The following is a 26,039-nucleotide window of genomic DNA, read 5'->3' on the forward strand; positions in this document are numbered from 1 at the left end:
GGGGAAGTGGCGGCGGGCGGCGAGGGCGACGTAGACGAGGCCGATGAGGACGGGGACTTCGATGAGGGGGCCGACGACTCCGGCGAGGGCCTGGCCGGAGGAGGCGCCGAAGGTGGCGATGGCGACGGCGATGGCGAGCTCGAAGTTGTTGCCCGCGGCGGTGAACGCCAGGGTCGTCGTGCGAGGGTAGTCCAGGCCGACCGTACAGCCGAGGGCCATGGACCCGGCCCACATCACGGCGAAGTAGACGAGCAGCGGCAGCGCGATCCGCACGACGTCGAGCGGGCGGGAAGTGATCGCGTCGCCCTGGAGCGCGAACAGCACGACGATCGTGAACAGCAGCCCGTACAGGGCGAAGGGCCCGATGCGCGGGATCAGCTTCTCCTCGTACCAGGCGCGGCCCTTGGCCTTCTCGCCGAGGCAGCGGGTGAGGAATCCGGCGGCGAGCGGGATGCCAAGGAAGATCAGGACGCTGCGGGCGATCTCCCCCACGGACACGTGCAGGCCGGTGGTCTCCAGGCCGAGCCGGCCGGGCAGGACGGAGAGGTAGAACCAGCCGAGGGCGGAGAACGCGATCACCTGGAAGACGCTGTTGAGCGCGACGAGGACGGCGGCGGCTTCGCGGTCGCCGCAGGCCAGGTCGTTCCAGATGATGACCATGGCGATGCAGCGGGCCAGGCCGACGATGATCAGCCCCGTGCGGTACTCGGGCAGGTCCGGCAGGAAGAGCCAGGCGAGGGCGAACATGACGGCCGGGCCGATGATCCAGTTGATGACCAGCGAGGGGATCAGGAGGCGGCGGTCGCGGGTGACGGTGTCGAGGCGGTCGTAGCGGACCTTGGCAAGCACCGGGTACATCATCACCAGCAGCCCGAGCGCGATCGGCAGCGAGACCCCGGTGACGGTCACCTTCGCCAGCGCGTCCCCCAGCCCCGGGACGAGGCGGCCCAGGCCGAGGCCGGCGCCCATCGCGGCGAGAATCCACACCGCGAGGTAGCGGTCGAGGAAGGACAGCCGGGCCGCCACCGGGGCGGTGGGCGCGCCGATCACGAGGGAGCCTCGGCGGGCTCGGGCAGGGGCTGCCCGGCGGGGCGGGTCAGGATGCCGGAGAGCCGGTCGGTCATCTCCGGGAGCAGTCGGTAGTAGACCCATGTCCCGCGCCGCTCGGAGGCGATCAGCCCGGCCTCGCGCAGCAGCTTCAGGTGGTGGGAGATCGTCGGCTGGGACAGGTCGAACGCCGGGGTGAGGTCGCAGACGCACACCTCGCCGCCCGCCCGGGAAGCGATCATCGACAGCAGCCGCAGCCGCACCGGGTCGCCAAGGGCCTTGAAGACCTTCGCCAGCTCGACGGCCTGGTCCTCGGACAGCGGCGCGGTCAGCAGGCCGGGGCAGCAGCCGTCGGGGCCGTCCTGCCCGAGCACCACGAACTCTTGATTCGACATGCTTCTATGTTGACATCTATCGATACAAGCGAATAGAGGAGATAGAGGAGATCGTCATGTCCCGCGTGCAGCTCGCCCTCAACGTCGCCGACCTCGAAGGATCGGTGGCTTTCCACTCCAAGCTCTTCGGCGTCGAACCCGCCGAGCACCGGCCCGGCTACGCGAACTTCGCCATCACCGAGCCCCCGCTCAAGCTCGTCCTCATCGAAGGCGAACCCGGCCGGGACACCCGCCTCGACCACCTCGGCGTCGAGGTCGAGACCACCGACCAGGTCACCGCCGCCACCGAGCGCCTCAAGGAGTCCGGCCTGGCAACCTTCCGGCGGGTGACCCACGAGCCGACAGCCGGGAGCATCCTGCGGCGTAGAGGGCCGGCGTCTTCTTCGCGACCGCCCAGATCGACGCCGGCGAGTCCGTCGTGGATATCGCCGGGTGAATGGGGCATGCGAACCCGCTCGTCACTTTCCGCCGGTATGTCCGTGGCCGCGTCGGTGCGGGGGATCGCGGCCGGGCCGCCACGGACATTCTGCCGGCGGGGATCGTCGCCGCCGCGAAAGCGGTGTGGAATCGGAAAGCGGTGTGACCTCAATGTGCCCTGCGGTAGCGGCAGATCAGCGTCTTCCCAGGTCAGAGGCTACGCGTTGGGCCGCAGCGTCCACCAGATCGTCATCTCGCCCGTCTCCGCGCCGTCCTCGCGTGCGATGGAGACCCGCACCGGGAACTCCGGGCGCTGTCCCGCGTCGAGTTCGGCGACGACCTCGGCGGCGGGGCGGCCGAGTTCGGCGGTCGCGGTGACGGGGCCCATGGCGAGCTTCTTGTAGCCGATCTCGGCCTTGACGGCCAGCGGCACGGCGCGGGAGAGCTGGTCGCCGAAGGCGGCGAGGACGATCGCGCCGCTGGCGGACTCGGCGAGGGTGAACATGGCGCCGGCGTGCGGGCCGCCGACGTGGTTGTGGTAGTCGGGCTGGTCGGGCAGCCGGAGGACCGCGCGCTCGGCGGTGATCTCGTCGAAGACGAGGTTGAGGGTGCGGACCATGGGCACGGTGGCCGCGAGGGCTTCGCCGATCGAGGGCGTGGTCTGTGACATGCCGGTAAGTTACCAATCGGTAGCACAATCGGGAAGGGGCGCCGATCACAACCGTTACCCGCGGCCTCTATGGTTGTCGGCCATGTGGCCAGGACAGCAGCAGCCCGGGGGCGAGCAGAACCCGCAGGACCCCGACCGGAACCCGTACGCACAGCCAGTACCGGGGCAACCCCAGGGCAACCCGTATCAGCAGCCGGGCTACCAGCAGCCCAATCCCTACGCACAGCCCACCCCGCCGCCCGGCGCCCCCCAGTGGTCCCCGCCGGGCGCGCCCGGAGCGCCCGGCGCGCCCCAGCCGCAGGGCGGGGGCGGCGGCCGGGACAAGCGCACGACGGTGATCGCGATCTCCGTCGCGGCAGCCGTGGTCGTCGCGGCGGGCATCACCGGCTTCCTGGTCCTGAAGGACGACGGCGGCAAGGACGACCCGGCGCCCGCAGCGAAGGACACCAAGCCCTCGGCACCCGCCCAGGCCCCGTCGCCCGCAGCGAGCTCCCAGGCGCCGCTGGACAATCCGCGGGCCGGTGGCGGCGTCAAGCCCGTGGTCGACGGCTGGAAGGTCGTCATCAACTCCAAGCGGCACCTCGCCTTCGACGTCCCCGCCGACTGGGACGTGCCCCAGGACGGGGCCGCCGTGCGGATCGACGACGAGGCCGACAAGTCGGGCATGAAGCTGGCCGAGGCCATGTCCTCGCCCGGCTACTTCCAGCGGGAGCAGTGCTCGGTCAAGAACGACCGGGGCACCGACGACACCTACTCCTCCGGGGTCGCCGGCACCAAGGGCGGCCAGGGCGCGAAGAGCCTGGAGGAGGCCGCCCAGAACGAGGCGGCGGCCTGGGCGTGGGCGATGTTCGACCAGAAGAAGCAGGGCAAGTACGACATCGGCAAGGCCACGCCCTTCAAGAGCGACCACGGCATCAGCGGCGCCACCGCGACCACCACGGTGACCGGCGTGCCCCAGGCCAACAAGTGCTCCAGCGACGGCAAGGCCTTCTCCGTGGCCTTCAAGGACACCAACGGCGACTTCGCCGTCTGGGTCTTCTCCGGGGTCAAGGGCGGGCAGCGCGAGGTCTCCGACGACACCGTCAAGAAGGTCATGAGCACCCTCAGGCCGCTCGCCTCCTCCTGACGGACGGTGGCTCTCCTGACGGACGGTGGTCTCGTCGCTCAGCCGACCGTGAACGCCCCGCCCGGCGGTTCCGGCGAGGCCACCGCGTCCGCGTCGCGCACCGGTACCGCGCCCCGGGCGAACCGTTCCAGGGCCGCCCCGTACTCCACCCGTGCCGGGAACACGTCGGCGGCGGTCCGGCGGGCGAGGTCGGCGAGCGGCGGCTCCCGGTGCGCGGCGACCAGGACGGCGTTGCCGAACCGGCGGCCGCGCAGCATCGGGGCCTCCGCGATCAGGCACAGGTGCTCGAAGACGGACGCGAACGTGGCCACCTGGGCGCGCAGGAAATCGAAGGGCGCGCCGTCGGCGAGGTTCGCCACGTAATGGCCGTCCGGCCGCAGCACCCGCGCGACACCGCGCGCGTACTCCAGGGACGTGAGGTGCGCGGGCACCCGGGAGCCGCCGAAGACATCGCCGATGATCATGTCGACGGAGCCGGCGGGGGCCTCCTCCAGCACGGCCCGGGCATCCCCGGCGCATACCTCGATGCCCGACCCGGCGGGCAGCGGCAGGTGTTCGGCGACCAGCTCGATCAGGCCGCGGTCCGCCTCGACGACCCGCTGGCGCGAGCCGGGGCGGGTCGCCGCCGCGTAGCGGGGCAGGGTGAGGGCCCCACCGCCGAGGTGCAGCAGCGTCAGCGGGCGCCCCGGCTCGGCGACGGTGTCGAGGACGTGGGCGATCCGGCGCGCGTACTCGAATTCGAGGTGGGTGGGGTCGTCGAGGTCGACGTACGACTGGGGTGCGCCGTCCATGGTCAGCAGCCAGGCCCGCGCCCGGTCCACGTCGGGCATGAGCTTGGCGGTGCCGTGATCGACCTCGCGGGTCACGGGTATCGGTTCGTCCACTCCCCCATTGTTCCCCCTGGTGGCGGGGCGGCGCGCCGCCCCGCCACACCCCTCACGCGCCGCCGCGCCCCTCACGCCGCGACGGCCGTCACCGTGCCGGTGCCGATGGTGCGGCCGCCCTCGCGGATCGCGAAGGGCAGCCCGGCCCGCACCGGGAGCGGCCGGTCCAGCCCGACCGTGAGGGCCGCGCTCCCGCCCGGGCCGGCGCTGCCGCGCGGCCCGAGGCCGATCTCCCCGGTGACCTCGGCGGTCCGCAGGTGGAAGCGGGCCCGGAAGCCGGTGCGGACCGGGGTGCGCCGGCCGCCCTCGGCCGCCGTCAGCAGCCGCGCGCGGGCGGTGAAGCGCCGGTGCACGGAGGCGCTGCCCGGCGCGGCGACCACGTCCCCGCGCCGTACCTCGTGCCCCTGCAGTCCGCGCAGCAGCAGCGCCACGCTGTCACCCGCCTGGGCGATCTCCATGCTGCGGCCGAAGGTCTCCACACTCAGGACGTGGGTGAGGCCGTACCCCTCGGGCAGCTCGACGACACCGCGCGGGCGGACGGTGCCGCGCTCGACGGTGCCGGTGACGACGGTCCCGCGCCGGGGCACGACCAGGACGCGCTCGACCGGCAGCAGGAAGGGCGCGTCCGTGTAGCGGACCGGGGTGGGGAGGCAGGCGTCGACGGCGTCCAGCAGGGCGTCGATCGCGGCGGTCCAGCGCGGCTCGCCCCGCAGCGCGCCCAGCGCGGAGACCCGGACGACGGGAGTGTGGCGGCCGTCGCCACCGCGCGCGGTGAGCAGCCGCCGGACGTCCGCCTCGACGGCGTCGGCACGCTCGGGCCGGGCGGCCTCGGCCTTGGTGAGGGCGACGACGAAGTGCTCCACGCCGGCGCGGCGGGCGAGGAGCAGATGCTCGGCGGTCTGCGGCCGGACGCCCTCCGGCGCCGAGACGACGAGGATCGCGCCGTCGAGCCCGGCGGTGCCCGACAGCATGTTCCCGACGAAACGGGGGTTGCCGGGCAGATCGGCGTGGGCGTAGTGGCGAGTGTCCGTCTCGTACGCGACGTGCGCGGTGGCGACCGTGGGGCCGGGCGGGCCCCATCCCGTGGGGGTACGGCCGAGGCGCGCGGTGATGGCGCGGGTGAGTGTGGTCTTTCCGTGGTCGAGGTGGCCCATGGTGCCGATGTTGAGATGCGGCTTGGTGCGTGCATAGGCCTGCTGGGTCATGGCTCCTTCTCTCCGGGGTCTGCGGAACCTCTCCGGGCTTCTCCGGAACTCTCCGGATGTGCCCGGAACTCTCCGGACGTGGTGGGCGGGGCGCCGCGGCGGCACCGTCGCCCGTACCCGGGCCCGACCGCCCCGGCCCCCAAGCGCGATGCTCGCGCACGGCCCTGAGCACGTCGAATGCTTTTCTCCCGCCGTTTCTCCCGCCGTTTCTCCCGCCGTTTTCCCACACGACGGCGGGCTGGTTCCCCGCACATCGGCGGGCCGGCCGGGCGAACGGAAAATGACCGTTCGTTTCTGCTTCTGTGCCGTCTCACCGAGATCACACCGTCCATACGGCCACGTCGGTTACGCTCCTTCGATGCTCGATACCGCCGCGCCGCCCCCCGGCCCCGCCGAGCGCCGCGCCCGTGCGCTGCTGTCCCCACGGGCCCGGCTGGGGCTGCTCGTCGCGCTGGTCGGCGGGGCGGTCGTGGCCGTGCTGCTCCTCCATCCGGAGCGGCTGCTCACGGGCGGCTGGCCAGACCGGCTGTCGGGCGGGGCGGCCGCGCTGGTGCTCTTCGCCGGCGCGTACGGGCTGTGCACGGCGGCGTTCGTCCCGCGCCCGGTACTGAGCCTGGCGGCCGGCGCCCTCTTCGGCGCGCCGCTCGGCACGACAGCCGCCGTGGTGGGGACGGTCCTGGGCTCGGCGCTCTCCTTCGGCCTGGGCCGGCTGCTGGGGCAGGACGCCCTGCGGCCGCTGGTACGGGGGCGGTGGCTGACGGCCGCCGACCGGCAGCTGAGCCTCCACGGGTTCCGTTCGATGCTGGCGCTGCGGCTCTTTCCCGGCCTGCCCTTCGCCGGCGTGAACTACTGCGCCGCGGTCTCCCGGATGGGCTGGGCGCCCTTTCTGCTGGCCACCGCCCTGGGGAGCGCGCCCAACACCGCCGCCTACGTCATAGCGGGCAGCCGCGCGGCCTCCCCCACGTCCCCCGTGTTCCTGGCCGCGGCGGGCTTCCTGGCCGTCACCGGACTGGCGGCGGTCGTCGTGGCATGGCGACGGCGCGGACGCCGGGGTGAAAGCCGGGGTGAAAACCAGGGTGAAAACCAGGGCGGGCGTCAGGGCGGGTGTCAGGGCGGGCCAACGACCGGTGACGTCCGGCCGTCCAGTGAGTGAATTATCGCCATGAACACCCGTACGTAGGACGCGAGTTCGACTCAGCGTGACATTCTGCGACCATCCCACCGGATCAAGGTGCCGCGCCGGCGCGGACCGTTCCGGACCACGCCACGACCACCGCTTTGGATGGCGCAGACTTCATGAGCTGGTTCGAATCCCTCGTCCTCGGGCTCGTGCAGGGACTGACCGAGTTCCTGCCGATCTCCTCCAGTGCCCACCTGCGGCTGACCGCCGCCTTCGCGGACTGGCCGGACCCCGGCGCGGCGTTCACCGCGATCACCCAGATCGGCACCGAGGCCGCCGTCCTCATCTACTTCCGCCGGGACATCGCGCGCATCGTCTCCGCGTGGTTCCGCTCGCTCACCGGCCGCCGGGCCGGGGCCGGCCGTGACCACGACGCGATGATGGGCTGGCTGGTGATCGTCGGCTCGCTCCCGATCGGTGTGCTGGGGCTGCTGCTCAAGGACGCCATCGCGGGCCCGTTCCGGGACCTCCGGCTGATCGCGACGACCCTCGTGGTGATGGGCGTCGTCCTGGGCGTCGCCGACCGGCTGGCGGCCCGCGACGCGACGGGCGGCCGCCACCGGGCCGTACGCACCCGCAAGGGGCTCACCGAGCTCGGCGTCAAGGACGGCCTGATCTTCGGCTTCTGCCAGGCCATAGCCTTGGTCCCGGGCGTCTCCCGGTCGGGCGCCACGATCAGCGGCGGCCTGCTGCTCGGCTACACCCGCGAGGCGGCGGCCCGGTACTCCTTCCTGCTGGCCGTGCCCGCGGTGCTCGCCTCGGGGCTCTTCGAGCTCAAGGACGCGGGCGACGGGCACACGGCATGGGGGCCGACGCTCTTCGCCACGCTCGTCGCTTTCGTCATGGGATACGCCGTCATCGCATGGTTCATGCGGTTCATTTCCAGCAAGAGCTTCATGCCGTTCGTGATCTACCGCATTCTGCTGGGGCTGCTGCTCTTCGCCCTCGTCGGCGCGGGCGTCCTCGCCCCGCACGCCGGGGAGCTCTCCTCCTGACCGGCGCCCTGGCATCGGCGGGACAGAACCGCTGATGTCGGATCATCCCCCGCATGACCCGACATCAGCGGACACACCGGATCCCGCCCGCCGGGAGGGACAACCGGCCACCCCCCTGAGTATATTGGCTCGGAGCCAGTCAACGCAGGAGTTAAAGCAATGTCTCCGCGCAGCCCGGCGGTCAACGAGGAGTTGCGCCGCCGCTCCATCGAGCGCCTGCTGCTGGCGACCGTCGAACTCGTCGACGAGCGGGGCTACGAAGCGACGACACTCGCGGACATCGCGGACCGGGCGGGCGCCGCGCGCGGGCTGGTCTCCTACTACTTCCCCGGCAAGCGGCAGCTGCTCCAGTCCGCCGTGCACCGGCTGATGCACCTGGAGCTCGCCGCCTGCCTGGAGCGCGAGCCGCGCACGCGCGAGGGGCACGACCTGCTGGCCCGCGCGATCGACGCGGTCCTGGGGCTCGCCCGGGACCGGCCCCGGCTGATGCGCACCCACATGGCGGGCATCCTGACCGCCGAGGGCTTCATCCAGTGCCCCGAGCAGCAGCGCCTCGCCGCCCTCCTGCGCGACACCATGGCGCGCTACGGCTCCGCCGACCCGGAGACCGACTACCGCCTGCTGCGCGCCCTGTTGATGGGCGCGGTCGTCGCGATCCTGCTGCCGGGGGCGCCGATGCCCGCCGAGCGGCTGCGCGCGGAGCTGTTCCAGCGGTACGCGCTCGCCTGGGAGCTCGGCTTCCCGCCAGGCGAACAGCCGCCGGCCCCGGGGGTCTGACGGGCTCCCGGCAGCGGGATCGCGACGACCGCGCCCGGGCGGCCGCACCCGTGTGGCCCTTCTGCCCCTGCCGTGACACGGCCGTCGATGGGATCCTGGACGCACCCGCGGGAAGGAGCCCCAGTGCTTCGCGTCGCAGTCGTCGGATCGGGGCCGAGCGGTGTCTACACGGCCCAGGCCCTGGTGGAACAGCACACGGTGCCGGGAGTCAGGGTCGACGTGCTCGACCGGCTGCCCTGCCCGTACGGGCTGGTGCGCTACGGCGTCGCCCCGGACCACGAGAAGATCAAATCGCTGCAGAACAACCTCCGCACCGCGCTGGAGCTCCCCGGGGTGACCTTCCTCGGCAACGTCGCGGTGGGCAACGGCCCCGGCGAGGTGACGCCGCGCCGGCTGCTGGAGCTCTACCACGCGGTGGTCTACTGCGTGGGCGCGGCCACCGACCGGCGACTGGGCATCCCGGGCGAGGACCTGCCGGGCAGCTTCTCGGCGACCGAGTTCGTCTCCTGGTACAGCGCCCACCCCGACGCCGCGCCCGGCGGGTTCGCACTGGACGCGCGCTCCGCGGTCGTCATCGGCGTCGGCAACGTGGCCGTCGACGTGGCGCGGGTGCTGGCGCGCCGCGCGGACGACCTGCGGCCCACCGACGTGCCGGACCCGGCCCTGACCGTGCTCGCCGCCAGCCGGGTCCGGGAGATCCACATGGTGGGCCGGCGGGGCCCGGCCCAGGCCCGGTTCACCACCAAGGAGCTGCGCGAACTGGGCACCCTGCCGGGCGCCGGGGCGCACGTACGGGCCGAGGAGGCGGCGCTGGACCCGGCGTGGGCCGACCCCTCCGCGCTGCCCGCGGCCGCCCGCCGCAATGTGGAGGTGCTGCGGGGGTGGGCCGGGCGGCCGGACCCGGACGGGCTCCGGCGGATCCGGCTGCGGTTCTTCCTGCGGCCCGTCGCCCTGCTGGGCGACGAGGCCGTGCGCGCGGTGCGCTTCGAGCGGACGGCGCCGGACGGGAACGGCGGCGTGGTGGGCACGGGACGGTTCGAGGAGATCGAGGCGCGGCTGGTCCTGCGGTCGGTGGGCTATCGCGGAGTGCCCCTCCCCGGGCTGCCGTTCGACCCGGACCACGGCACCGTCCCCCATGACCAGGGGCGTGTGCTGCGGGACGGGGCGCCCTCGCCCGGCGAGTACGTCGCGGGCTGGATCAAACGCGGACCGACCGGCGTCATCGGCACCAACCGCCCCTGCGCCAAGGAGACCGTGGGCTCGCTGCTCGCCGACGCCCGGGCCCTCCTGGCGCGCCGCCCGGCCGAGGACCCGCTCACCGCGCTGCGCGCGGCCGGCGGGGAGCCGGTGGAGTGGCCGGGCTGGCTGGGGATCGAGGCGGCCGAGGCGGCGCTGGGGCGGCGGCTGGGCCGGGGCACGGTGAAGATCCCGGACTGGGCGGGCCTGCTCCACGCCGCGCGCTCGCGGGAGGGGACGGTGAACTGACGGCCGGCGGTCGTGGAGCCGGCTGCCGGGCCGTCCCCGGTCAGGCGGGGCGCCGTTCGATGGCGACGAGGGCGACGTCGTCGTCCAGGGAGCCTCCCGCGTGGGCGACCAGATCGCTGTGCAGCCGCTGGGCGAGCCGTTGGGGGTCGGTTTCCCGCCATGCCCGGAGCCGGTCGGCGAGGGGGTAGAAGACGCCGTCGGCGTCACGGGTCTCTACGACCCCGTCCGTATAGAGCAGCAGGAGGTCGCCGTCCCGGTAGGGGAAGGTCTCGGCCTCGTAGTCCTCCTCGGTGACGCAGCCGCCCACCCCGAGGGGGAGGGCCGGGTCCTTCACCGCCAGTTCCGTCAGCTCGCCGTCGCGCAGCAGGATCGGCGGCGGGTGACCGCAGTTGATGAGCCGGAGCACCTGCTCGTCGTCGGGGATGTCCAGGACGGCGGCCGTGACGAACCGTTCCCCGGCCGGGGTGTCGCCGGTGGGCTGCCCGGTTCTCCCGGTCCCTTCGGGTTTCGCGGCCTCCCTGGCCGCCCCGGTCTCCCTGGCCGCCCCGGGTTCCTCGGCTTCCTCGGCTTCCTCGGGTTCCGAGTAGACGGCGTTCTGCAGGTGCGCCACCAGCCGGGGCAGCGGTGGATCGCGATGGGCGGCCGCGCGGTAGGCGCCGAGCAGCAGGGCCGCGTCGCCGACCGCCGCCAGCCCCTTGCCCCGTACGTCGCCGATCATCACCCGGGCGCCCCGGGGGGTGCGTACGGCCGCGTAGAGGTCGCCGCCGATCTGCGCCCCGGCCTCCGCCGCCACGTACACCGACGCGATCCGCAGCGGGCCCAGGTGTGCCGGCAGCGGCCTGAGCAGGACCTTCTGGGCGACGTCGGCCACCCAGCGGGCCTGGTTGAGCGCCCTCTCGTGGCCCTCGTGCACGGAGCGGAAGACCACGACGAACAGGGTGATCACCACCAGCGCGATGATCTGCGCCTGGTGGTTGGACGTCCACAGCCCGCCGTGGAAGACCCCGATGATGATCTGGGCCGCCACGGCGAGGGCACCGATGAGGGCGGTGAGCCGGGGGCCGGCGAACACCGCGGTGATCGTGGGGGCCACGACCAGCAGGGGACCGAGGTGGATGTTGGGCGCGGTCAGCAGGTCCACCGCCACGATCAGGCCGATCAGCCCCAGCGGCACCGCGATCAGCGCGCGGCTGGGGCGCCACGGCTCACCGAAGTCCGGCAGACGGTGCTGAAGACGCATGCTTCCTGCTTACATTCCCGGCGGTCCGGGCGCCTGTCCGACACGTCCGGCACATACGGCGAGGGCCAGGAGGCCCGTCACGGCTTCTCCAGGCCCGTCAAGACCCGTCACGGCCCGTCAAGGCCCGCCCGGGGTTAAGTCATAAAGGATGACAAGCCGGTGGCGGGTCCCGGGCACCACGACGGGTGAATCCGCAGGACGCGCCGCGCCGTCGCACCGGCCGGTCCTCGCTCCCGGTCCGGGCATCCCCGCCGGGCGGCGCCCCCGGCTCGCGTACGATCTTTGCCTCACGTACGGGCGTCCACCGCGACAGCGTCGGCACAGCGACATCGAGCGGCATCAGCGACACCGTCCCTACGCAAGGACAGGGAGGCACGGCAGCCGTGGCTGCGAGACCCTTGAACGAGATCGTCGAACCGGGCTGGGCCAAGGCGCTCGAGCCGGTGGCCGGGCGGATCGCCGCCATGGGCGACTTCCTGCGCGCCGAGATCACGGCGGGCCGGACCTATCTGCCGTCGGGCGCGAACGTGCTGCGCGCCTTCCAGCAGCCGTTCGACGACGTCAGAGTACTGATCGTGGGTCAGGACCCCTATCCCACGCCCGGCCACGCCGTCGGCCTCAGCTTCTCCGTCGCCCCGGAGGTGCGCCCGCTCCCGGGCAGCCTGGAGAACATATTCCGTGAGCTGCACACGGACCTCGGGCTGCCCAGGCCGTCCAACGGCGACCTCACTCCGTGGACCCAGCAGGGGGTGCTGCTGCTCAACAGGGCGCTGACCACCGCCCCGCGCAAGCCCGCCGCCCACCGGGGCAAGGGGTGGGAGGAGGTCACCGAGCAGGCGATCCGCGCGCTGGTGTCCCGGGGCAAGCCGATGGTGGCGGTGCTCTGGGGGCGCGACGCCCGCAATCTGCGGCCGCTGCTGGGCGGGGTGCCGTGCGTGGAGTCGGCGCACCCCTCCCCCATGTCGGCGGACCGGGGCTTCTTCGGCTCGCGCCCGTTCAGCCGGACCAACGACCTGCTGGCCCGGCAGGGCATGGCGCCGGTCGACTGGCGACTGCCCTGACACGGGGCCGGGCCCGGGCGATAGGGTGCGCGCCATGTCGCTTCGTACCGGCACGGCGGGTAGGGACAGGGGCAGGGCGGGCACGGTCCTGGGCGTCGACTCGGGCGGTTCGGGCCTGCGGGTGGCCCTCGCCCCGGCCGACGGCGGCGGCTCCGCGCTGACCTGGTCCTCATCCGTGCCGGTCGGCACGGGCGGGCGCGGCATCGACGCGCCGGACCTGCTCGACCGGGTGCTGCCCGCCGCGCGGCGGCTGCTCCACGAGGCCGGTTCGCCGGGGTGCGACGCCGTGTGCGTGGGGGCCGCCGGCATGGCGACCCTGGGGGACGACCTGCACGCCGTGCTGCCCGGAGTGCTGCGCGCCGAGCTCGGCGCCCGACGGCTGGCGCTGGCCAGCGACGCCGTGACCGCCTACGCGGGCGCTCTCGGACAGCGCCCGGGCGTGGTCGTCGCCGCCGGTACGGGTGTGATCGCGCTCGGCACCGCCCTCGGCCCGGAGGGCCGCTGGCGGCGCGCCGACGGCTGGGGCCATCTGCTCGGCGACTGCGGTGGCGGCGCCTGGATCGGGCGGGCCGGGCTGGAGGCGGCGATGCGGGCGTTCGACGGCCGCGCCGGCGGATCACCGGCGCTGCTGGCCCGGCTGGAGGCGGTCTTCGGCCCGGCGTGCGGACTGCCGGGAAAGCTCTACCCCCGGCCGGACCGGCCCGCCGTCCTCGCCTCCTTCGCCCCTGAGGTGGGGCGCTGCGCGCCGGACGACGCGGTCGCGGCGGGCATCCTGCGGGAGGCCGCGCACCATATCGCCGCGGCGGCCGCGGCCGCGTGCCCGTCGCCCACGGGTCCGGGGGCGACAGGGCTGGGGGAGACGGGGCCGGGAGCGACGGAACCGGGAGCGGCAAGACCGGGGGCGTTTCCCGAGGTGGCGCTGACGGGCGGGCTGTTCCGTATGGGCGAGCCCCTGCTCTTCCCCGTCCAGGAGGAGTTGCAAAAGCAACTACCACAGGCCCGACTGACGGACTGCCAGGGCGACCCCCTCACGGGGGCGTTGCGCGTGGCCACGGCGCTGGCGGAGGACAGCCTCGCACTGCCGGTGGACGGCGCGCTCCTGCGCGTCGTTCGCTGATCACATCCGCGCCCAACGGATGAGTCACCGAATAAAGCAGGACAGACCTTGATCATTTACCCCCACCCAAACGGACGAGTCGTATGAACGGCTAGCATGCAACGCCATGAGCTCCCCCACAGGGCCCACGCCGGGCCTGCCAGTACGAATGCCGCGCCCCCGCCAGCCCGGGCGGCACCGGCGGCCGGAGCCCGCGGCCGCTCCGGCGGGCGCTCCCCCGCTGGTGCTCGCCGTGCCCGGGACGCCCGACATCACCACGCGCCGCCTCGCCGAGGAGCTGCTGAGCATCGCCTGCTCGGAGCTCCCGGGCCTCGACGCGCGCGTCGGCTACGTGGACGTCACGGAGGGCGGTGACGCCGCTGACGGCTTCCCCACCCTGGAGGCCGTCCTCGGCCACGCCTCCGCCCAGCGTGCCGCCCGCATGGCCGAGGCCGAGGCCGCCGAGGGCCCGGAGGGCGCCGCCGTCTGGGCGCAGGCGCCCGACGCCGTCGTCGTGCCGCTGCTGGCGGGACCGGACAGCGCCGTCGTCCGCCGCATACGCCAGGCCGTGCTGAACAGCGGCTGCGCCAGCGAGCTCACCGACGCGCTCGGCCCGCACCCGCTGCTCGCCGAGGCCCTGCACGTCCGCCTCTCGGAGGCCGGGCTGGCCCGCGCCGACCGCGCCCGACTGTTCACAGTCGCAACGGCCGCTGACGGCATCGTCCTCGCGACGGTCGGCGGCGAGGAGGCCGTGCAGTCCGCCGGCATCACCGGCATGCTGCTCTCCGCCCGTCTCGCGGTACCGGTGCTGACCGCCGCGCTGGACGAGGACGGCGCCGTCTCCCGCGCCGCCGACCAGCTGCGCTCCTCCGGCTCCCGGAACCTGGCGCTGGCCCCCTGCCTCATCGGCCCCGAGGTCGACGAGACCCTCACGGCCATGGCGGCGAAGGAGGCCGGCTGCGCGGCCGCCGAGCCGCTGGGCGACTACCCCTCGGTCGGCAAGCTCGTCCTCGCCACGTACGCGGCCGCGCTCGGCATCACGCTGCCGGCGGCGCAGGGCGCCCCGGCCGCCCGGTAACCAGGCCGTCCGCACCGCCACGGGAGGGGCCTCCGGCACCGGAGGCCCCTCCCGGCGTTTCCGGGGGCCGGCATCTTCGGAAGCCGACGCTTCCGGGCCGGCGTGATCGGCTCGCGCCGGGCGGGAGGCGTTCTCAGGCCGGGCTCCTCGGCCGTGCCCGTGCCGGGACGAGCGAGAACCGCCGCGCGGCAGCGCGCGGCTCAGGCGAGGACCACGCAGGACGCCGCCGCGATCACGGCCGAGCCCGTCCGCGCCGGTATGCCCGTGTCCGGGTCGACGGTGAACCAGGTGACGTCCCCGGAGCGCTCGTTGGCCGCGTACAGCACCCGGCCGTCCGGGCCGGTGGTCAGGTCACGGGGCCAGTGCCCGCCGCAGCCGACGGTGCCGAGCAGCACGAGCTCGTCGCCCGAGGTGTCGAGGGAGAGCGTGGCGACGCTGTCATGGCCCCGGTTGGCCGCCCACAGGAAGCGGCCGTCGCCGGAGATCACGGGAGCGGACGGATACGTCGGCCCCTCCGTCCCGGCCGGCACGACACGTGTCTCGCCCAAGGGGTCGAGCGTCCCCGCCGCCCCGTCCCAGCGGCAGACGGTGACGGTCGGCTCCAGCTCGTTGAGGATGTAGGCGCGGTCGCCGCGCGGATGGAAGACCAGGTGGCGGGGGCCGCTGCCGGGGCGCAGCCGGGTCTCGCCGTGCGGGCCGGGCGCGCCGGTGACGGGGTCGGTCCCGTAGATCCATACCGAGTCCGTGCCCAGGTCGGTCGCGAGCAGCCAGCGCCCGGTGGGGTCGGGCACCACGGCGTGCGCGTGCGGACCGGCCTGACGGTCCGGCACCGGGCCGCCGCCCTGGTGCGGGAACACCGCCGAGGGGGCGCCCGGGGCCCCGCCCACGCGGACCGGCAGCGCGCTGACGCTGCCGGAGCCGTAGTTGGCGGTGAGCAGCCACGGGCCTGCGGTGGCGAGGTGGGTGGGCCCGTCGCCCCGGACGGGGACGGGCGGGCCCAGGAGCGCGGGCCGCGCGGGATCCGCGAGGGAGAACGCGGCGACGGCCCCCTCGTCGGTCTCACTGACCGCGTAGAGCACGTCGCCTCCGGGGGAGAGCGCGAGATACGACGGGTTCACGACCGCGTCGGTGGCGTGGACGGGCGTGAGCGCGCCCGTCCCGGCGTCGACCTCGGCGACGGTCAGGCCTGAGCCGCCCGCCTCGGTGAACGAGCCGATGTACGCCCACCGGCGCCGCTGTCCTTCGCTGCCGTTCGCCATGCCGTCCTCCCCCGTCGGCCCGGCGGCCCGTCGTGGGCCGTCGAGCACAGGATCACTGTCAGTGGCACCGACGCTACACGGCGGCACTGACAACGCCGCGACCGGCCGTGCCCCGGCCCGGGGCGGTTCGCCGGGGGCGGCCAGGGCCAGCAGCGCGGATTCGACGCGGTCGCAGGCGGCGGTCAGCCGGGCGTCGTGGGAGGCGGCGGGGTCGGCGGCGACCTCCGCCAGGCCGCCGGCCTGCCGGGCGCAGTCGTCGAGGTGGGCGAGGACCGCGAGGGCCCGCTCGCGGCGCGCCCGCAGCGGGCTCAGCGGGTGGAGCAGCGGGGCGAGGGAGACCCGCACCTTGGTCAGGAGGAGCTCCAGCTCGGCGACGTGCGGGGTGGGGTCGGCCGAGTCGTCGCCGGCCAGCCGGCGCGTGGACTCGGCGGTGCAGTGGCGCACGGCCAGCAGGGCCCGCCGGATCCAGGCGTCGGTGGCGGCGTGCGTGGTGACGGGCAGGACGACGGCGACGGCGACGGCCGCGCCCGCCGCGCCCACGAGGGTCTGTTCGAAGCGCAGTGCCAGCAGGCCGGGGTGGAGCACGCCGAGGAGCCCGTACAGCAGGCCGGCCATGACGGTCACGAAGAACATCATCCAGCTGTAGGAGGGGGCGGCGGTGTAGAAGATCCCGAAGACGCAGAGGGCGACCAGGGCGGCGGTGGGCGCGGGAGCGCCGTGCAGCGGTACGGCCACGAGCAGACCGGCGGCGATGCCGGCGAGGGTGCCGACGACGCGGCGGAAGCCCCGGACGAGGGTCTCCCCGCGCGAGGCGGTGTTCACGAAGATCCACCAGGCCGTGCCGACGGCCCAGTACCAGCGCTCCTCGGAGACCAGCTGGCCGACGGCGAGGGCCAGGCCGCAGGCGAAGGCGGTCTGGAAGGCCTGCCGGGTGGTGACGCGCGCGAGGCCCCGGGCGGCCAGGGGCGCCGGGGCGGCGGGCGGCGGGGTGCGCCGCTCGATGGGCCAGGCCCCGAAGCGGACGCCGCCGGCGGCCGCCAGGCCCAGGAGCACCGCCGCGTACAGGTGCGGCAGCTGGGCGGGGACGGCGTGCAGGAACTGCGTCGCGAAGAACATCATGAAGCCGAAGATCCCGAGGGCGTTGCCCCGGGGGCCCCAGCGGCGGGCGTACACCCCGCAGAAGACGACGGCGAGGAAGGCCGCGTCCCGCGCGAGCGGCAGCCCGTGCAGGGCCGCCGCGAGCGCGAGGACGGGCAGGCCGACGGCGGGCAGCAGGGCGGTGGTGACCGCCTGGCGGCGCACGGTGGGGTCGGCGACCGTGAACAGCGCGAGGAGCGCCGCGAGCCCACCGGTGATGGAGGCGGTCAGCGGCAGCCCGGAGAGCGTCACGACGGTGACCGCGAGGCCCACGCCCAGGACGGCGCGGGTGGCGGTCCGCAGCCTGGCCCGGCCCGGGTCGGCTGCCACGAACGCCCTCTTCAGCACAGTTTTCCGCCCCTTCGACGTCCTGATGCGAAATCGCCGTGGGTCCCGGCGTGGAGCCATGGGAGAACCCGGCATGAAAAAGGCGCCGCGGAGATCCGCAGCGCCATCGACCCGACCATCACACCATCCCCTCGGTGGGTGGCTCAAGAGCAGCCGGAAAAACTGGGCCATTGGCCCAGCGGAACACCGGGTAGCTGCGCCATGAGCAGACCAATGGCCGGGTTCCACGGGACCGACCGGCTCCGCCCCGGAAGACTGGGCCATTGGTACAGTGCGGGCCGGGACGAACGACCACGAGGGAGCCGGTGGCCCATGGCCGTGGACGCGCTGGACGCCAGGATCCTGCGGTTGCTACTGGAGCGGCCGCGGACGAGCGCGCGGGAGTACGCGCGGCTGCTGGGGATCGCGCGCGGCACGCTCCAGGCGCGGCTCGACCGGCTGGAGCGCGACGGTGTGATCACCGGGACCGGTCCCCGTCTCTCCCCCGCGGCGCTGGGCCACCCGGTGCTGGCGTTCGTCCACATCGAGGTCACCCAGGGCCATCTGGACAGCGTGGCGAACGAGCTCGGCGACGTGCCGGAGATCATTGAGGCGTTCTCGATAACGGGCAGCGGCGATCTGATGGCGCGCGTCGTCGCGCGGGACCCGGCGCATCTGGAGGACGTGATCCAGCGGCTGGTGCAGTTGCCCGGCGTGGTGCGCACGCGCACCGAGATGGTGCTGCGCGAGCGGGTGCCGTACCGGATGGTGCCGCTGGTGGAGTCGGTGGGGCGGGCGGCGCAGCGCTCCACCTGACCGGCGGGCCGACCGGACGGCTGACCGGACGGCTGACCGGCGGGCCCGTCGGGTCGCCCTGCCATGCTGGGGCACGTGATCACTTCAAGGGCGTCCTCACCTCTCGGGGTCATCTTCGATCTCGACGGAACGCTGGTGGACAGCGAGCCGAACTATTTCGAGGCGAGCCGGGCCGTGCTCGCCCACCACGGCGTGGACGGCTTCGGCTGGGACGACCACCTGCGGTTCGTCGGCATCGGCACGCGCGAGACGCTGGAGACCCTGCGCCGGGAGTACCGCCTCGACATGCCCGTGGACGGGTTGCTCGCCGAGACGAACCGCGCGTATCTGGAGCTGGCGGGCACGCGCACCGAGGCGTTTCCCCGGATGCGGGCGTATGTGGAGCGGCTGTACGCGGCCGGGGTGCCACTGGCCGTGGCGTCGGGCTCCTCGCGCCGGGCCATCGAAGCGGTCCTGGAGTGCGTCGGTCTGACGGACCGTTTCGCCACGGTGGTCTCGGCCGAGGAGGTGGCCCGCGGCAAGCCCGAGCCGGACGTCTTCCTGGAGGCGGCACGGCGGTTGGGCACGGAACCCGGGAGATGCGTGGTGGTGGAGGACGCGCCTCCGGGCGCCGAGGCGGCGCACCGGGCGGGGATGCGGTGCGTGGGTGTGCCGTACGCGCCCACCGCGGCAGCGGATCCGGCGTTCGGGACGGCGGGGCTGCTGTTCCCGGGCGGCCAGGCGGAGTTCGACGCCGCACGGGCCTATGCGTGGGTCTTCGACGGCCGCAGGGAATGAACCCTACATTCCGTTTTTTCTCGTGGAGTCACTGGTGCGATCATCGGCACGGCATATCCGATTCACGAGGAAAAGGTCCATTCATGGAGCTCAGGAGCAGATCCGTCCGTCGCCGGTACGCGGCCGCGATCGCCTCGGCGGTCGCACTGGCCATCGCGCTGCCCACGGCGACCGCCCAGGCCGAGGGCGGACCCTCCGACATCGCCGCGCAGGGCGCGTTCCTGCTCGACAGCGAAGCGAACCGCGCCCTGTGGGGCAAGGACGCCGACACCCAGCGGCAGATGGCCAGCACCACCAAGATCATGACCGCGGTCACGGTGCTGAACAAGCGCGGCCTCGACCTCGACAAGCAGATCACCATCAAGCAGTCGTACCGCGACTACGTGGAACGCAATGGCGCCAGCACCGCCGATCTGCGGACGGGTGACACCCTGACCGTGCGTCAGCTGCTGTACGGGCTGATGCTCCCCTCCGGGTGCGACGCCGCGTACGCGCTCGCCGACACCTTCGGCCTGGGCAACACGGAGGCCGCCCGCACCCGGCAGTTCATAGCCAAGATGAACAAGACGGCCGAAGACCTGGGCATGACGAACACCCGGTACGACTCGTTCGACGGCATATCGAGCGACGGGAACAACTACACCACCCCGCGCGACTCGGCGACGCTGGCCCAGTACGCGCTGACGAACGACACGCTCGCCACGGTGGTCAAGACGACGACCACCAGCCAGAAGGCCGTGAACGTCAACCGCACCTACCGCTGGGACAACACCAACAAGCTCCTCGGGTCCTACGACGGCGCGATCGGCATCAAGACCGGCACCGGCACGGCCGCCGGACCGTGCCTGGTCTTCGCCGCCCGGCGCGGCGACCGCACGGTCGTGGGCGTCATCCTCAACGACCCCACGAACCGCTACCCGGACGCCGTGCGGATGCTCGACTGGGCCTTCGGCACGAAGACCGCGCTGAAGCTGCGCCAGCTTCCGCGGTCGGCGCAGCAGGACTGATCCTCACCCCAGGAAGGTCAGCCGCACCTGGCGGTCCGGATTGTCCACGTTGGTATCGACCAGACACACGGACTGCCAGGTTCCGAGCTCCAGCCGCCCGCCGATGACCGGAAGGGTCGCGTGCGGCGGCACCAGGGCCGGCAGCACATGGTCACGGCCGTGGCCCCGGCTGCCGTGCCGGTGCCGCCAGCGGTCGTCCGCGGGCAGCAGGTCCCGCAGCGCGGCCAGCAGGTCGTCGTCACTGCCCGCGCCCGTCTCCAGCACCGCCACACCGGCGGTCGCGTGGGGCACGAACACATTGAGCAGGCCGTCACGGCCCCCGGCCGCCTCGCGCAGGAACGCCTCGCAGTGGTCGGTGAGGTCGTGCACGCGCTCGGAACGGCCGGTGGTGATCTCCAGGACACGGGTGCGGAAGGTATCGCTCATGCGCCCATCTTCGTACGGATGCCGCGTCCCGTCGTACCGGCGCCGGCCGGCGCCCGGCCGGCGCCCGGCCGGCGCCCGCCGGGAAGAGATCGTCCACCCCGATAGTTAGTAGAAACATGAACGAAATCGGGGTGCGGGACGTCGAGGCCGTGGTCGTGGGCGCCGGTCAGGCGGGCCTGTCCGCCGCCTATCACCTGCGGCGCACGGGACACGAGCCGGAACGGGACTTCGTCGTCCTCGACCGGTCGCCGCGCCCGGGCGGCGCCTGGCAGTTCCGCTGGCCGACCCTGACCTACGGCAAGGTGCACGGCATGCACGCCCTGCCGGGCATGGAGCTGACGGACGCGGACGACGACCGGCCCTCCTCGGAGGTGATCGCCGGATACTTCGCGGATTACGAGCGCGCCTTCGGCCTGCGCGTACACCGGCCGGTCGACGTGCGCGCGGTGCGCGAGGGCGACGGCGGACGGTTGCGGGTGGAAACGTCCGAGGGAATCTGGTCGGCCCGGGCACTGATCAACGCGACCGGCACCTGGGACCGCCCCTTCTGGCCCCGCTACCCCGGCGGGGAGAGCTTCCGGGGCCGTCAGCTGCACACCGCCGGCTACCCGGGTCCCGACGCCTTCGCCGGGCTGCGGGTCGTGGTCGTCGGCGGCGGCACCTCGGCGGTGCAGCACCTGCTGGAGATCGCCGAGGTGGCGGCCGCCACGACCTGGGTGACGCGCCGGCCGCCGGTGTTCCGCGACGGCCCCTTCGACAAGGAGCGCGGACGGGACGCCGTCGCCATGGTGGAGCGACGGGTGCGCGAGGGCCTCCCGCCGCAGAGCGTCGTGTCGGTGACGGGGCTCCCGATGACGGCCGCGATGGAACGGGCCCGCGAGGCCGGGATCCTGGACCGGCTGCCGATGTTCGACCGCGTCACACCGACCGGTGTCGCCTGGGCCGACGGCACCGCCGTCGACGCCGACGTCATCCTGTGGGCCACCGGATTCCGCGCGGCCCTCGGCCACTTCGCCCCGCTGGGGCTGCGCGAGGCGGGTGGCGGCATCCGCGTCGAGGGCACGCGCGCGGTCCGCGACCCCCGCGTCCACCTGGTCGGCTACGGGCCCTCGGCGAGCACCATCGGCGCCAACCGCGCCGGGCGCGCCGCCGTGCGCGAGATCGGGGCGCTCCTGACAGAGGGCCCGCCGGACGCGTCGGGTTCTTCGGGTTCTTCCCAGCGGGCGTTCGCTGCGGCAGTATGAGGCCGCGAAGACGATCACTGGCCGGAGCGTCACCGACCGCGAGGAGATGGCCGAGGTGTCATGCGCGTAGGGCTGTTCGTCACCTGCGTCAACGACACGCTGCGGCCGCGCACCGGCCGGGCCGTGGTCACGCTGCTGGAACGGCTCGGCGTGCGCGTGGACTTCCCGCCGGCGCAGAGCTGCTGCGGCCAGCCCCTGTACAACACGGGCTACCGTCACGGCACCGAGCCGCTGCTCCTGCGCACCGCCGCCGCGTTCGCCGACCACGAGTACGTCGTCACCCCCTCCGCCTCGTGCGCCGCGATGGTCCGGGAGTCCTACCCCCGGATCGCCGCCCGCGCGGCCGCCGAGGGACGCCCCGCGGAAGCGGCGCGGCTGCGGGCCGCCGTGGAGCGGCTGGTGCCCAGGACCTACGAACTCACCGAGTTCCTGGTGGACGTGCTGGGTGTCGTCGATGTCGGCGCCCGTTTTCCGCACACCGTCACCTACCACCCCACCTGCCACGGTCTGCGCGCGCTGGGCCTGCGTGACCGCCCGCGCCGGCTGCTGGAGCACGTCAAGGGCCTCGAACTGCGCGAGCTCGAAGGCGCCGACGAATGCTGCGGCTTCGGCGGCACGTTCGCGGTCAAGAACGCGGCCGTCTCCGCCGCCATGGGCGCCGACAAGGCACGGGCGATCACCCGGACCGGCGCCGGGACGGTCTGCGCGGCCGACAACTCCTGCCTGCTGCACATCGGCGGCACCCTCGCCCGGGACGGCTCCCCCGTCCGCCCCCTCCACCTGGCGGAGATCCTGGCCTGCACGGACGGAGTCGTGCCATGAGCCGTACGTATCTGGGCATGCCCGCCTTCCCCCGTGCCGCCGCGGAGTCGACCCGGGACGCCACGCTGCGCGCCAACCTCCGGCACGCCACCCACACCATCCGCGCCAAACGGGCCGCCGCCGTCGCCGAACTGGACGACTGGGAGCGGCTGCGGGCGGCCGGAGCGGCCGTCAAGGACCGCACCCTGCGCCATCTGGACCACTATCTGCTGCGGCTGGAGGAGAACGTCACCCGCGCCGGGGGCACGGTCCACTGGGCGGCCGACGCCGAGGAGGCGAACCGCATCGTCACCGAGCTCGTACGGGCCACGGGCGAGCGCGAGGTCGTCAAGGTCAAGTCCATGGTCACCCAGGAGACCGGCCTCAACGCCGCCCTGGAACGGGCGGGCATCCGCGCCTACGAGACCGACCTCGCCGAGCTCATCGTCCAGCTCGGCGACGATCTGCCCTCCCACATCCTCGTCCCGGCGATCCACCGCGGCCGCCGGGAGATCCGCGACATCTTCCGCGACCGGATGGCCGACTGGGGCCGCCCGGCCCCCGAGGGGCTCACCGACCGGCCCGCCGACCTCGCCGAGGCCGCGCGGCTGCACCTGCGTGAGAAGTTCCTGCGGTGCAAGGTCGGCATCTCCGGCGCCAACTTCATGGTGGCCGAGACCGGCACCCTGGTCGTCGTCGAGTCCGAGGGCAACGGCCGTATGTGCCTCACGCTCCCCGAAACCCTGATTTCCGTGGTCGGAATCGAGAAGACCGTACCGACCTGGCGGGACCTGGAAATCTACCTCCAGTTGCTGCCACGCTCCTCGACCGCCGAGCGCATGAACCCCTACACCTCGATGTGGACGGGCACCACCGACGAGGACGGGCCCCGCGACTTCCACCTCGTGCTGCTCGACAACGGCCGCACCGACACCCTCGCCGACGAGGTCGGGCGCCAGGCGCTGCGCTGCATCCGCTGCTCGGCCTGTCTCAACGTCTGCCCGGTCTACGAGCGCGCCGGCGGCCACGCCTACGGCTCGCCCTACCCCGGGCCCATCGGCGCGATCCTCACCCCGCAACTGCGCGGCCTCGCCTCGCCGCTGGAGGAGTCGCTCCCCTTCGCCTCGTCCCTGTGCGGAGCCTGCTACGAGGTGTGCCCGGTGGCCATCGACATCCCCGAGGTCCTGGTCCACTTGCGGGAGCGGGTCGTGGAGGGCGGGCCCGTCACCGTCCGCGGCAACCGGACCGTGATCAGGCCCGCGAAGCGCCACGCCCTGGAGCGCGCCGTGATGCGGGCCGCCGGCTGGACCTTCGGCCACCCGGCCGTGCTGCGCCGGGCCCAGCGCCTCGCCGCCCGGACCCGCCGCGCCCACCCCCGGCGGCTGCCGGGCCCGGGTCGCGCCTGGTCGGACATCCGCGAATTGCCGGAGGTGCCCGAGGAGTCCTTCCGGGACTGGTGGGCCCGCACCCGGGGAGAACGGCCATGACCGGCGATCCGGCGCACTCCCCGAGCAGGGCGCGCGTCCTGGGGCGCGTACGGCGCGCGCTGGCCGATGTGCCGCGCTACGAGCGCCCCGACGATCACCCGGTCCCGCGCGATTATCTGCGGGCGCACGGCGAACGGACGCCGGCCGAGTCCGTCGGCCTGCTCGCCGAACGGCTGGCGGACTACCGGGCCGTCGTGCACCGCACGGACCCGGCCGGGCTGCCCGCCCTGCTCGCCGAGCTGCTCCGCCGGCGCGGCAGCCGCAGGGTCGTCGTACCGACCGGCCTGCCGGACGGCTGGCTGGCCGAAGCGGATGCCGAACGGGTCGTGGACGGACCGGAGCTGACGGCCCACGACTTGGACGCCGTGGACAGCGTGGTCACCGGGTGCGCGCTGGCGATCGCCGAGACCGGCACCCTGGTCCTCGACGCGGGCCCGGACCAGGGCCGGCGCCGCATCACCCTCGTGCCCGACCACCACCTGTGCGTGGTCCGGGCCCCCGGGCAGGTGGTGGACTCGGTGCCCCAGGCCCTGGAACGCCTCTCCCCCGTCCGGCCCCTGACCTGGATCTCGGGCCCGTCGGCGACGAGCGACATCGAACTGGACCGCGTCGAGGGGGTCCACGGCCCGCGCGCGCTGGAGGTGATCCTCGTCGAGAGCCCGGAGCCTTCCTCCTGACAGCGCCCGCCCTTGCCAACCGCGCTCGTTCCCTAGGAGGAACCGTGCCGGAACCACCCCTGCGCGGCATCACGGTCGTCGCCCTCGAACAGGCTGTCGCGGCCCCCTTCGCCACCCGTCAGCTCGCCGACCTGGGAGCCCGGGTCATCAAGGTCGAACGTCCCGGGCGCGGCGACTTCGCCCGGGACTACGACCGCAGGGTCAAGGGCCTCTCCGCCTACTTCGTCTGGGTCAACCGAGGCAAGGAGAGCGTGGTCCTGGACCTCAAGGACGCCGCGGACCGGGCGCTGCTCGACCGGCTCCTCGCCCGCGCCGACGTCTTCGTGCAGAACCTCGGCCCCGGCGCCGCCGAGCGGCTGGGCCTGGCCCCCGGCGCCCTACGGGCCCGCCACCCCCGCCTGATCACCTGCGACGTCTCCGGCTACGGCACGAGCGGCCCGTACCGGAACCGCAAGGCCTACGACCTGCTGGTGCAGTGCGAGGCCGGACTGGTCTCGCTCACCGGAAGCTCGGACTCCGTCGCCCGTCCCGGCATATCCGTCGCCGACATCGCCGGGGGAATGTACGCCTTCACGGGCATCCTGACCGCCCTGTACGAGCGCGAGCGCACCGGCGAGGGCTCGGCCCTGTCCCTCTCCCTCTTCGACGCCCTGGCCGAGTGGATGGGGCAGCCGTACTACGCGGAGGCGTACGGCGGAGCGCCCCTGGCCCGCAGCGGGGCCCGGCACCCGTCCATCTCCCCCTACGGGCACTACCGGTGCGGCGACGGCGCCCAGGTCTTCCTCAGCGTGCAGAGCGACCGCGAGTGGCGGGCGCTGTGCGAACGAGTGTTACGGCGCCCCGAGTTGGCGGACGATCCGCGTTTCGTGGACAACCCGCTGCGCCACACCCATGACGAGCAGCTGACGGTCGTCATCGAGGAGTGCTTCGCCGGGCACACGGCGGAGGGCGTTCTCGCCCTGCTCGACGCCGCAGGCATCGCGGCCGCCCGGCTGCGTACGGTCGCCGGGTTCGCCGCGCACCCCCAGCTGGCTGCGCGGGACAGATGGCGGGAGTTCGGCTCGCCCGCCGGTCCGCTGCGCGGGCTGTTGCCGCCGGTGGCGGTGGCGGGCCGGGAGGCGGTGATGGGCGCGGTGCCCGCGCTCGGGGAGCACACGGCCGCGATCCGCGCGGAGTTCGGGGAGCCGGAGGGGCCGGGCACCCGCGGAGGGTGACCCTACGGGTGGTAGGCACGCTGTGCGTACGCGAAGCCGGGGGCTGGGTGGGCCGGCTCCCGGGCGGCAGGCTCTGTCCCGAAGCGGAAGATCGCCGGGGAACCGGCGGACCCATCCAGAAGGGGGACGGACCATGGCTGTACGGACAGCGGGCCCGGAGACGGCGGCACGGGCCGGGGCGGCGGGCGGAGCGGACGCGGGGACCCGGTGG

At 73.8% G+C, this 26,039-nt stretch carries 24 protein-coding genes and 1 pseudogene; 17 read left to right on the top strand and 8 right to left on the bottom strand.

All coding sequences use genetic code 11. From position 1 onward, the window contains the following. Together arsB and K6I33_RS09265 are read right to left on the bottom strand one after the other, a co-directional pair. Positions 1 to 1,047, bottom strand: a 1,047-nt coding sequence (gene arsB, locus K6I33_RS09260) for an ACR3 family arsenite efflux transporter (protein ID WP_308297099.1), incomplete at its 3' end; no start/stop codon positions are given. Then, on the bottom strand, positions 1,047 to 1,442 hold the full coding sequence (locus tag K6I33_RS09265) for a helix-turn-helix transcriptional regulator (RefSeq protein ID WP_229349748.1): 396 nt from the start codon (positions 1,440 to 1,442) through the stop codon (positions 1,047 to 1,049). The genes K6I33_RS09265 and arsB, both read right to left, overlap by 1 nt. A gap of 56 nt (positions 1,443 to 1,498) precedes the next feature. Here K6I33_RS09265 and K6I33_RS09270 point away from each other — a divergent pair. After that, positions 1,499 to 1,774: pseudogene (locus K6I33_RS09270) on the top strand (ArsI/CadI family heavy metal resistance metalloenzyme); the annotation flags it as partial. A 302-nt stretch (positions 1,775 to 2,076) separates the two neighbouring features. On the opposite strand, the gene K6I33_RS09275 reads toward K6I33_RS09270, so the two are convergent. Next, positions 2,077 to 2,529 carry a DUF4442 domain-containing protein gene (locus K6I33_RS09275; protein WP_229349750.1) on the bottom strand — a complete coding sequence of 151 codons (453 nt, stop codon included), beginning with the start codon at positions 2,527 to 2,529 and terminating at the stop codon, positions 2,077 to 2,079. An 82-nt stretch (positions 2,530 to 2,611) separates the two neighbouring features. Here K6I33_RS09275 and K6I33_RS09280 point away from each other — a divergent pair, with 82 nt between their 5' ends. Further along, positions 2,612 to 3,655: a hypothetical protein gene (locus K6I33_RS09280; RefSeq protein WP_229349752.1), complete on the top strand. Its 1,044-nt coding sequence runs from the start codon at positions 2,612 to 2,614 to the stop codon at positions 3,653 to 3,655. Between the two features lie 38 nt (positions 3,656 to 3,693). Here the strand turns inward: K6I33_RS09280 and K6I33_RS09285 are convergent, their stop codons facing one another. Together K6I33_RS09285 and K6I33_RS09290 are read right to left on the bottom strand one after the other, a co-directional pair. Beyond that, positions 3,694 to 4,539 (bottom strand): spermidine synthase, encoded by an 846-nt coding sequence (locus K6I33_RS09285; RefSeq protein WP_229349754.1) that lies wholly within the window; start codon positions 4,537 to 4,539, stop codon positions 3,694 to 3,696. Between the two features lie 71 nt (positions 4,540 to 4,610). Next, positions 4,611 to 5,744, bottom strand: coding sequence for a GTP-binding protein (locus tag K6I33_RS09290; RefSeq protein WP_229349757.1), 1,134 nt, complete (start codon positions 5,742 to 5,744; stop codon positions 4,611 to 4,613). Positions 5,745 to 6,102: 358 nt separating this feature from the next. Here K6I33_RS09290 and K6I33_RS09295 point away from each other — a divergent pair, with 358 nt between their 5' ends. The 4 genes from K6I33_RS09295 (at position 6,103) to K6I33_RS09310 (ending at position 10,181) form a co-directional block, all read left to right on the top strand. Next, the gene (locus K6I33_RS09295; RefSeq protein WP_229349760.1) at positions 6,103 to 6,897 is read left to right on the top strand and encodes a TVP38/TMEM64 family protein; all 795 of its coding nucleotides are present in this window, start codon (positions 6,103 to 6,105) and stop codon (positions 6,895 to 6,897) included. Between the two features lie 143 nt (positions 6,898 to 7,040). Next, a complete protein-coding gene (locus K6I33_RS09300; protein WP_229349762.1) occupies positions 7,041 to 7,919 on the top strand; it encodes an undecaprenyl-diphosphate phosphatase in 879 nt (292 codons plus the stop codon). 159 nt (positions 7,920 to 8,078) lie between these two features. Next, positions 8,079 to 8,696 carry a TetR/AcrR family transcriptional regulator gene (locus K6I33_RS09305; protein WP_229349764.1) on the top strand — a complete coding sequence of 206 codons (618 nt, stop codon included), beginning with the start codon at positions 8,079 to 8,081 and terminating at the stop codon, positions 8,694 to 8,696. 123 nt (positions 8,697 to 8,819) lie between these two features. After that, on the top strand, positions 8,820 to 10,181 hold the full coding sequence (locus K6I33_RS09310) for an FAD-dependent oxidoreductase (protein WP_229349766.1): 1,362 nt from the start codon (positions 8,820 to 8,822) through the stop codon (positions 10,179 to 10,181). Between the two features lie 40 nt (positions 10,182 to 10,221). Here K6I33_RS09310 and K6I33_RS09315 read toward each other — a convergent pair whose 3' ends face one another. Next, positions 10,222 to 11,421: a PP2C family protein-serine/threonine phosphatase gene (locus K6I33_RS09315; RefSeq protein WP_229349768.1), complete on the bottom strand. Its 1,200-nt coding sequence runs from the start codon at positions 11,419 to 11,421 to the stop codon at positions 10,222 to 10,224. Positions 11,422 to 11,804: 383 nt separating this feature from the next. Here K6I33_RS09315 and K6I33_RS09320 point away from each other — a divergent pair, with 383 nt between their 5' ends. From K6I33_RS09320 to K6I33_RS09330, 3 genes are all read left to right on the top strand, one after another. Next, entirely contained in the window at positions 11,805 to 12,482 is a 678-nt protein-coding gene (locus K6I33_RS09320; RefSeq protein WP_229349770.1) for a uracil-DNA glycosylase, read from the top strand. A gap of 34 nt (positions 12,483 to 12,516) precedes the next feature. Further along, on the top strand, positions 12,517 to 13,599 hold the full coding sequence (locus K6I33_RS09325; RefSeq protein WP_229349772.1) for an N-acetylglucosamine kinase: 1,083 nt from the start codon (positions 12,517 to 12,519) through the stop codon (positions 13,597 to 13,599). 106 nt (positions 13,600 to 13,705) lie between these two features. Next, positions 13,706 to 14,656: a sirohydrochlorin chelatase gene (locus K6I33_RS09330; protein WP_229349774.1), complete on the top strand. Its 951-nt coding sequence runs from the start codon at positions 13,706 to 13,708 to the stop codon at positions 14,654 to 14,656. A gap of 200 nt (positions 14,657 to 14,856) precedes the next feature. On the opposite strand, the gene K6I33_RS09335 is transcribed toward K6I33_RS09330, so the two are convergent. Beyond that, complete coding sequence (locus K6I33_RS09335; RefSeq protein WP_374283901.1) at positions 14,857 to 17,382, bottom strand: beta-propeller fold lactonase family protein; 2,526 nt, start codon at positions 17,380 to 17,382, stop codon at positions 14,857 to 14,859. Positions 17,383 to 17,712: 330 nt separating this feature from the next. Here K6I33_RS09335 and K6I33_RS09340 point away from each other — a divergent pair, with 330 nt between their 5' ends. From K6I33_RS09340 to K6I33_RS09350, 3 genes are all read left to right on the top strand, one after another. Beyond that, positions 17,713 to 18,195, top strand: coding sequence for an Lrp/AsnC family transcriptional regulator (locus K6I33_RS09340; RefSeq protein ID WP_229349778.1), 483 nt, complete (start codon positions 17,713 to 17,715; stop codon positions 18,193 to 18,195). 63 nt (positions 18,196 to 18,258) lie between these two features. Next, the gene (locus tag K6I33_RS09345; RefSeq protein ID WP_374283904.1) at positions 18,259 to 18,972 is read left to right on the top strand and encodes an HAD family hydrolase; all 714 of its coding nucleotides are present in this window, start codon (positions 18,259 to 18,261) and stop codon (positions 18,970 to 18,972) included. Between the two features lie 83 nt (positions 18,973 to 19,055). Continuing rightward, positions 19,056 to 19,979, top strand: coding sequence for a D-alanyl-D-alanine carboxypeptidase family protein (locus tag K6I33_RS09350; protein WP_229349782.1), 924 nt, complete (start codon positions 19,056 to 19,058; stop codon positions 19,977 to 19,979). A gap of 3 nt (positions 19,980 to 19,982) precedes the next feature. Here K6I33_RS09350 and K6I33_RS09355 read toward each other — a convergent pair whose 3' ends face one another. Further along, positions 19,983 to 20,405, bottom strand: a complete 423-nt coding sequence (locus K6I33_RS09355; RefSeq protein WP_229349784.1) for a secondary thiamine-phosphate synthase enzyme YjbQ — start codon at positions 20,403 to 20,405, stop codon at positions 19,983 to 19,985. A 116-nt stretch (positions 20,406 to 20,521) separates the two neighbouring features. Here K6I33_RS09355 and K6I33_RS09360 point away from each other — a divergent pair, with 116 nt between their 5' ends. The 5 genes from K6I33_RS09360 to K6I33_RS09380 are packed head-to-tail and all read left to right on the top strand — an operon-like array spanning position 20,522 to position 25,828. Next, positions 20,522 to 21,649, top strand: coding sequence for an NAD(P)-binding domain-containing protein (locus K6I33_RS09360; protein ID WP_229349786.1), 1,128 nt, complete (start codon positions 20,522 to 20,524; stop codon positions 21,647 to 21,649). A gap of 60 nt (positions 21,650 to 21,709) precedes the next feature. After that, positions 21,710 to 22,471 carry a (Fe-S)-binding protein gene (locus K6I33_RS09365; protein WP_229349789.1) on the top strand — a complete coding sequence of 254 codons (762 nt, stop codon included), beginning with the start codon at positions 21,710 to 21,712 and terminating at the stop codon, positions 22,469 to 22,471. Continuing rightward, the gene (locus K6I33_RS09370; protein WP_229349791.1) at positions 22,468 to 23,937 is read left to right on the top strand and encodes a lactate utilization protein B; all 1,470 of its coding nucleotides are present in this window, start codon (positions 22,468 to 22,470) and stop codon (positions 23,935 to 23,937) included. Before K6I33_RS09365 ends, K6I33_RS09370 begins: the two co-directional genes overlap by 4 nt. Continuing rightward, positions 23,934 to 24,614 (top strand): LUD domain-containing protein, encoded by a 681-nt coding sequence (locus K6I33_RS09375; RefSeq protein WP_229349793.1) that lies wholly within the window; start codon positions 23,934 to 23,936, stop codon positions 24,612 to 24,614. Before K6I33_RS09370 ends, K6I33_RS09375 begins: the two co-directional genes overlap by 4 nt. 44 nt (positions 24,615 to 24,658) lie before the next feature. After that, a complete protein-coding gene (locus K6I33_RS09380; RefSeq protein WP_229349795.1) occupies positions 24,659 to 25,828 on the top strand; it encodes a CaiB/BaiF CoA-transferase family protein in 1,170 nt (389 codons plus the stop codon). Positions 25,829 to 26,039 lie beyond the last annotated feature (211 nt).

Source organism: Streptomyces sp. UNOB3_S3 (assembly GCF_020740895.1).
Taxonomy (GTDB): Bacteria; Actinomycetota; Actinomycetes; order Streptomycetales; family Streptomycetaceae; genus Streptomyces.

What these genes read in the sequence shown, in the direction of transcription:
- K6I33_RS09265 (WP_229349748.1), bottom strand. Translation starts at nt 1,442, where the DNA reads ATGTCGAATCAAGAGTTCGTGGTGCTCGGGCAGGACGGCCCCGACGGC.
- K6I33_RS09315 (WP_229349768.1), bottom strand. Translation starts at nt 11,421, where the DNA reads ATGCGTCTTCAGCACCGTCTGCCGGACTTCGGTGAGCCGTGGCGCCCC.
- K6I33_RS09340 (WP_229349778.1), top strand. Translation starts at nt 17,713, where the DNA reads ATGGCCGTGGACGCGCTGGACGCCAGGATCCTGCGGTTGCTACTGGAG.
- K6I33_RS09365 (WP_229349789.1), top strand. Translation starts at nt 21,710, where the DNA reads ATGCGCGTAGGGCTGTTCGTCACCTGCGTCAACGACACGCTGCGGCCG.
- K6I33_RS09290 (WP_229349757.1), bottom strand. Translation starts at nt 5,744, where the DNA reads ATGACCCAGCAGGCCTATGCACGCACCAAGCCGCATCTCAACATCGGC.
- K6I33_RS09355 (WP_229349784.1), bottom strand. Translation starts at nt 20,405, where the DNA reads ATGAGCGATACCTTCCGCACCCGTGTCCTGGAGATCACCACCGGCCGT.
- K6I33_RS09280 (WP_229349752.1), top strand. Translation starts at nt 2,612, where the DNA reads ATGTGGCCAGGACAGCAGCAGCCCGGGGGCGAGCAGAACCCGCAGGAC.
- K6I33_RS09350 (WP_229349782.1), top strand. Translation starts at nt 19,056, where the DNA reads ATGGAGCTCAGGAGCAGATCCGTCCGTCGCCGGTACGCGGCCGCGATC.
- K6I33_RS09360 (WP_229349786.1), top strand. Translation starts at nt 20,522, where the DNA reads ATGAACGAAATCGGGGTGCGGGACGTCGAGGCCGTGGTCGTGGGCGCC.
- K6I33_RS09300 (WP_229349762.1), top strand. Translation starts at nt 7,041, where the DNA reads ATGAGCTGGTTCGAATCCCTCGTCCTCGGGCTCGTGCAGGGACTGACC.
- K6I33_RS09370 (WP_229349791.1), top strand. Translation starts at nt 22,468, where the DNA reads ATGAGCCGTACGTATCTGGGCATGCCCGCCTTCCCCCGTGCCGCCGCG.
- K6I33_RS09305 (WP_229349764.1), top strand. Translation starts at nt 8,079, where the DNA reads ATGTCTCCGCGCAGCCCGGCGGTCAACGAGGAGTTGCGCCGCCGCTCC.
- K6I33_RS09345 (WP_374283904.1), top strand. Translation starts at nt 18,259, where the DNA reads ATGCTGGGGCACGTGATCACTTCAAGGGCGTCCTCACCTCTCGGGGTC.
- K6I33_RS09275 (WP_229349750.1), bottom strand. Translation starts at nt 2,529, where the DNA reads ATGTCACAGACCACGCCCTCGATCGGCGAAGCCCTCGCGGCCACCGTG.
- K6I33_RS09295 (WP_229349760.1), top strand. Translation starts at nt 6,103, where the DNA reads ATGCTCGATACCGCCGCGCCGCCCCCCGGCCCCGCCGAGCGCCGCGCC.
- K6I33_RS09330 (WP_229349774.1), top strand. Translation starts at nt 13,706, where the DNA reads ATGAGCTCCCCCACAGGGCCCACGCCGGGCCTGCCAGTACGAATGCCG.
- K6I33_RS09375 (WP_229349793.1), top strand. Translation starts at nt 23,934, where the DNA reads ATGACCGGCGATCCGGCGCACTCCCCGAGCAGGGCGCGCGTCCTGGGG.
- K6I33_RS09325 (WP_229349772.1), top strand. Translation starts at nt 12,517, where the DNA reads ATGTCGCTTCGTACCGGCACGGCGGGTAGGGACAGGGGCAGGGCGGGC.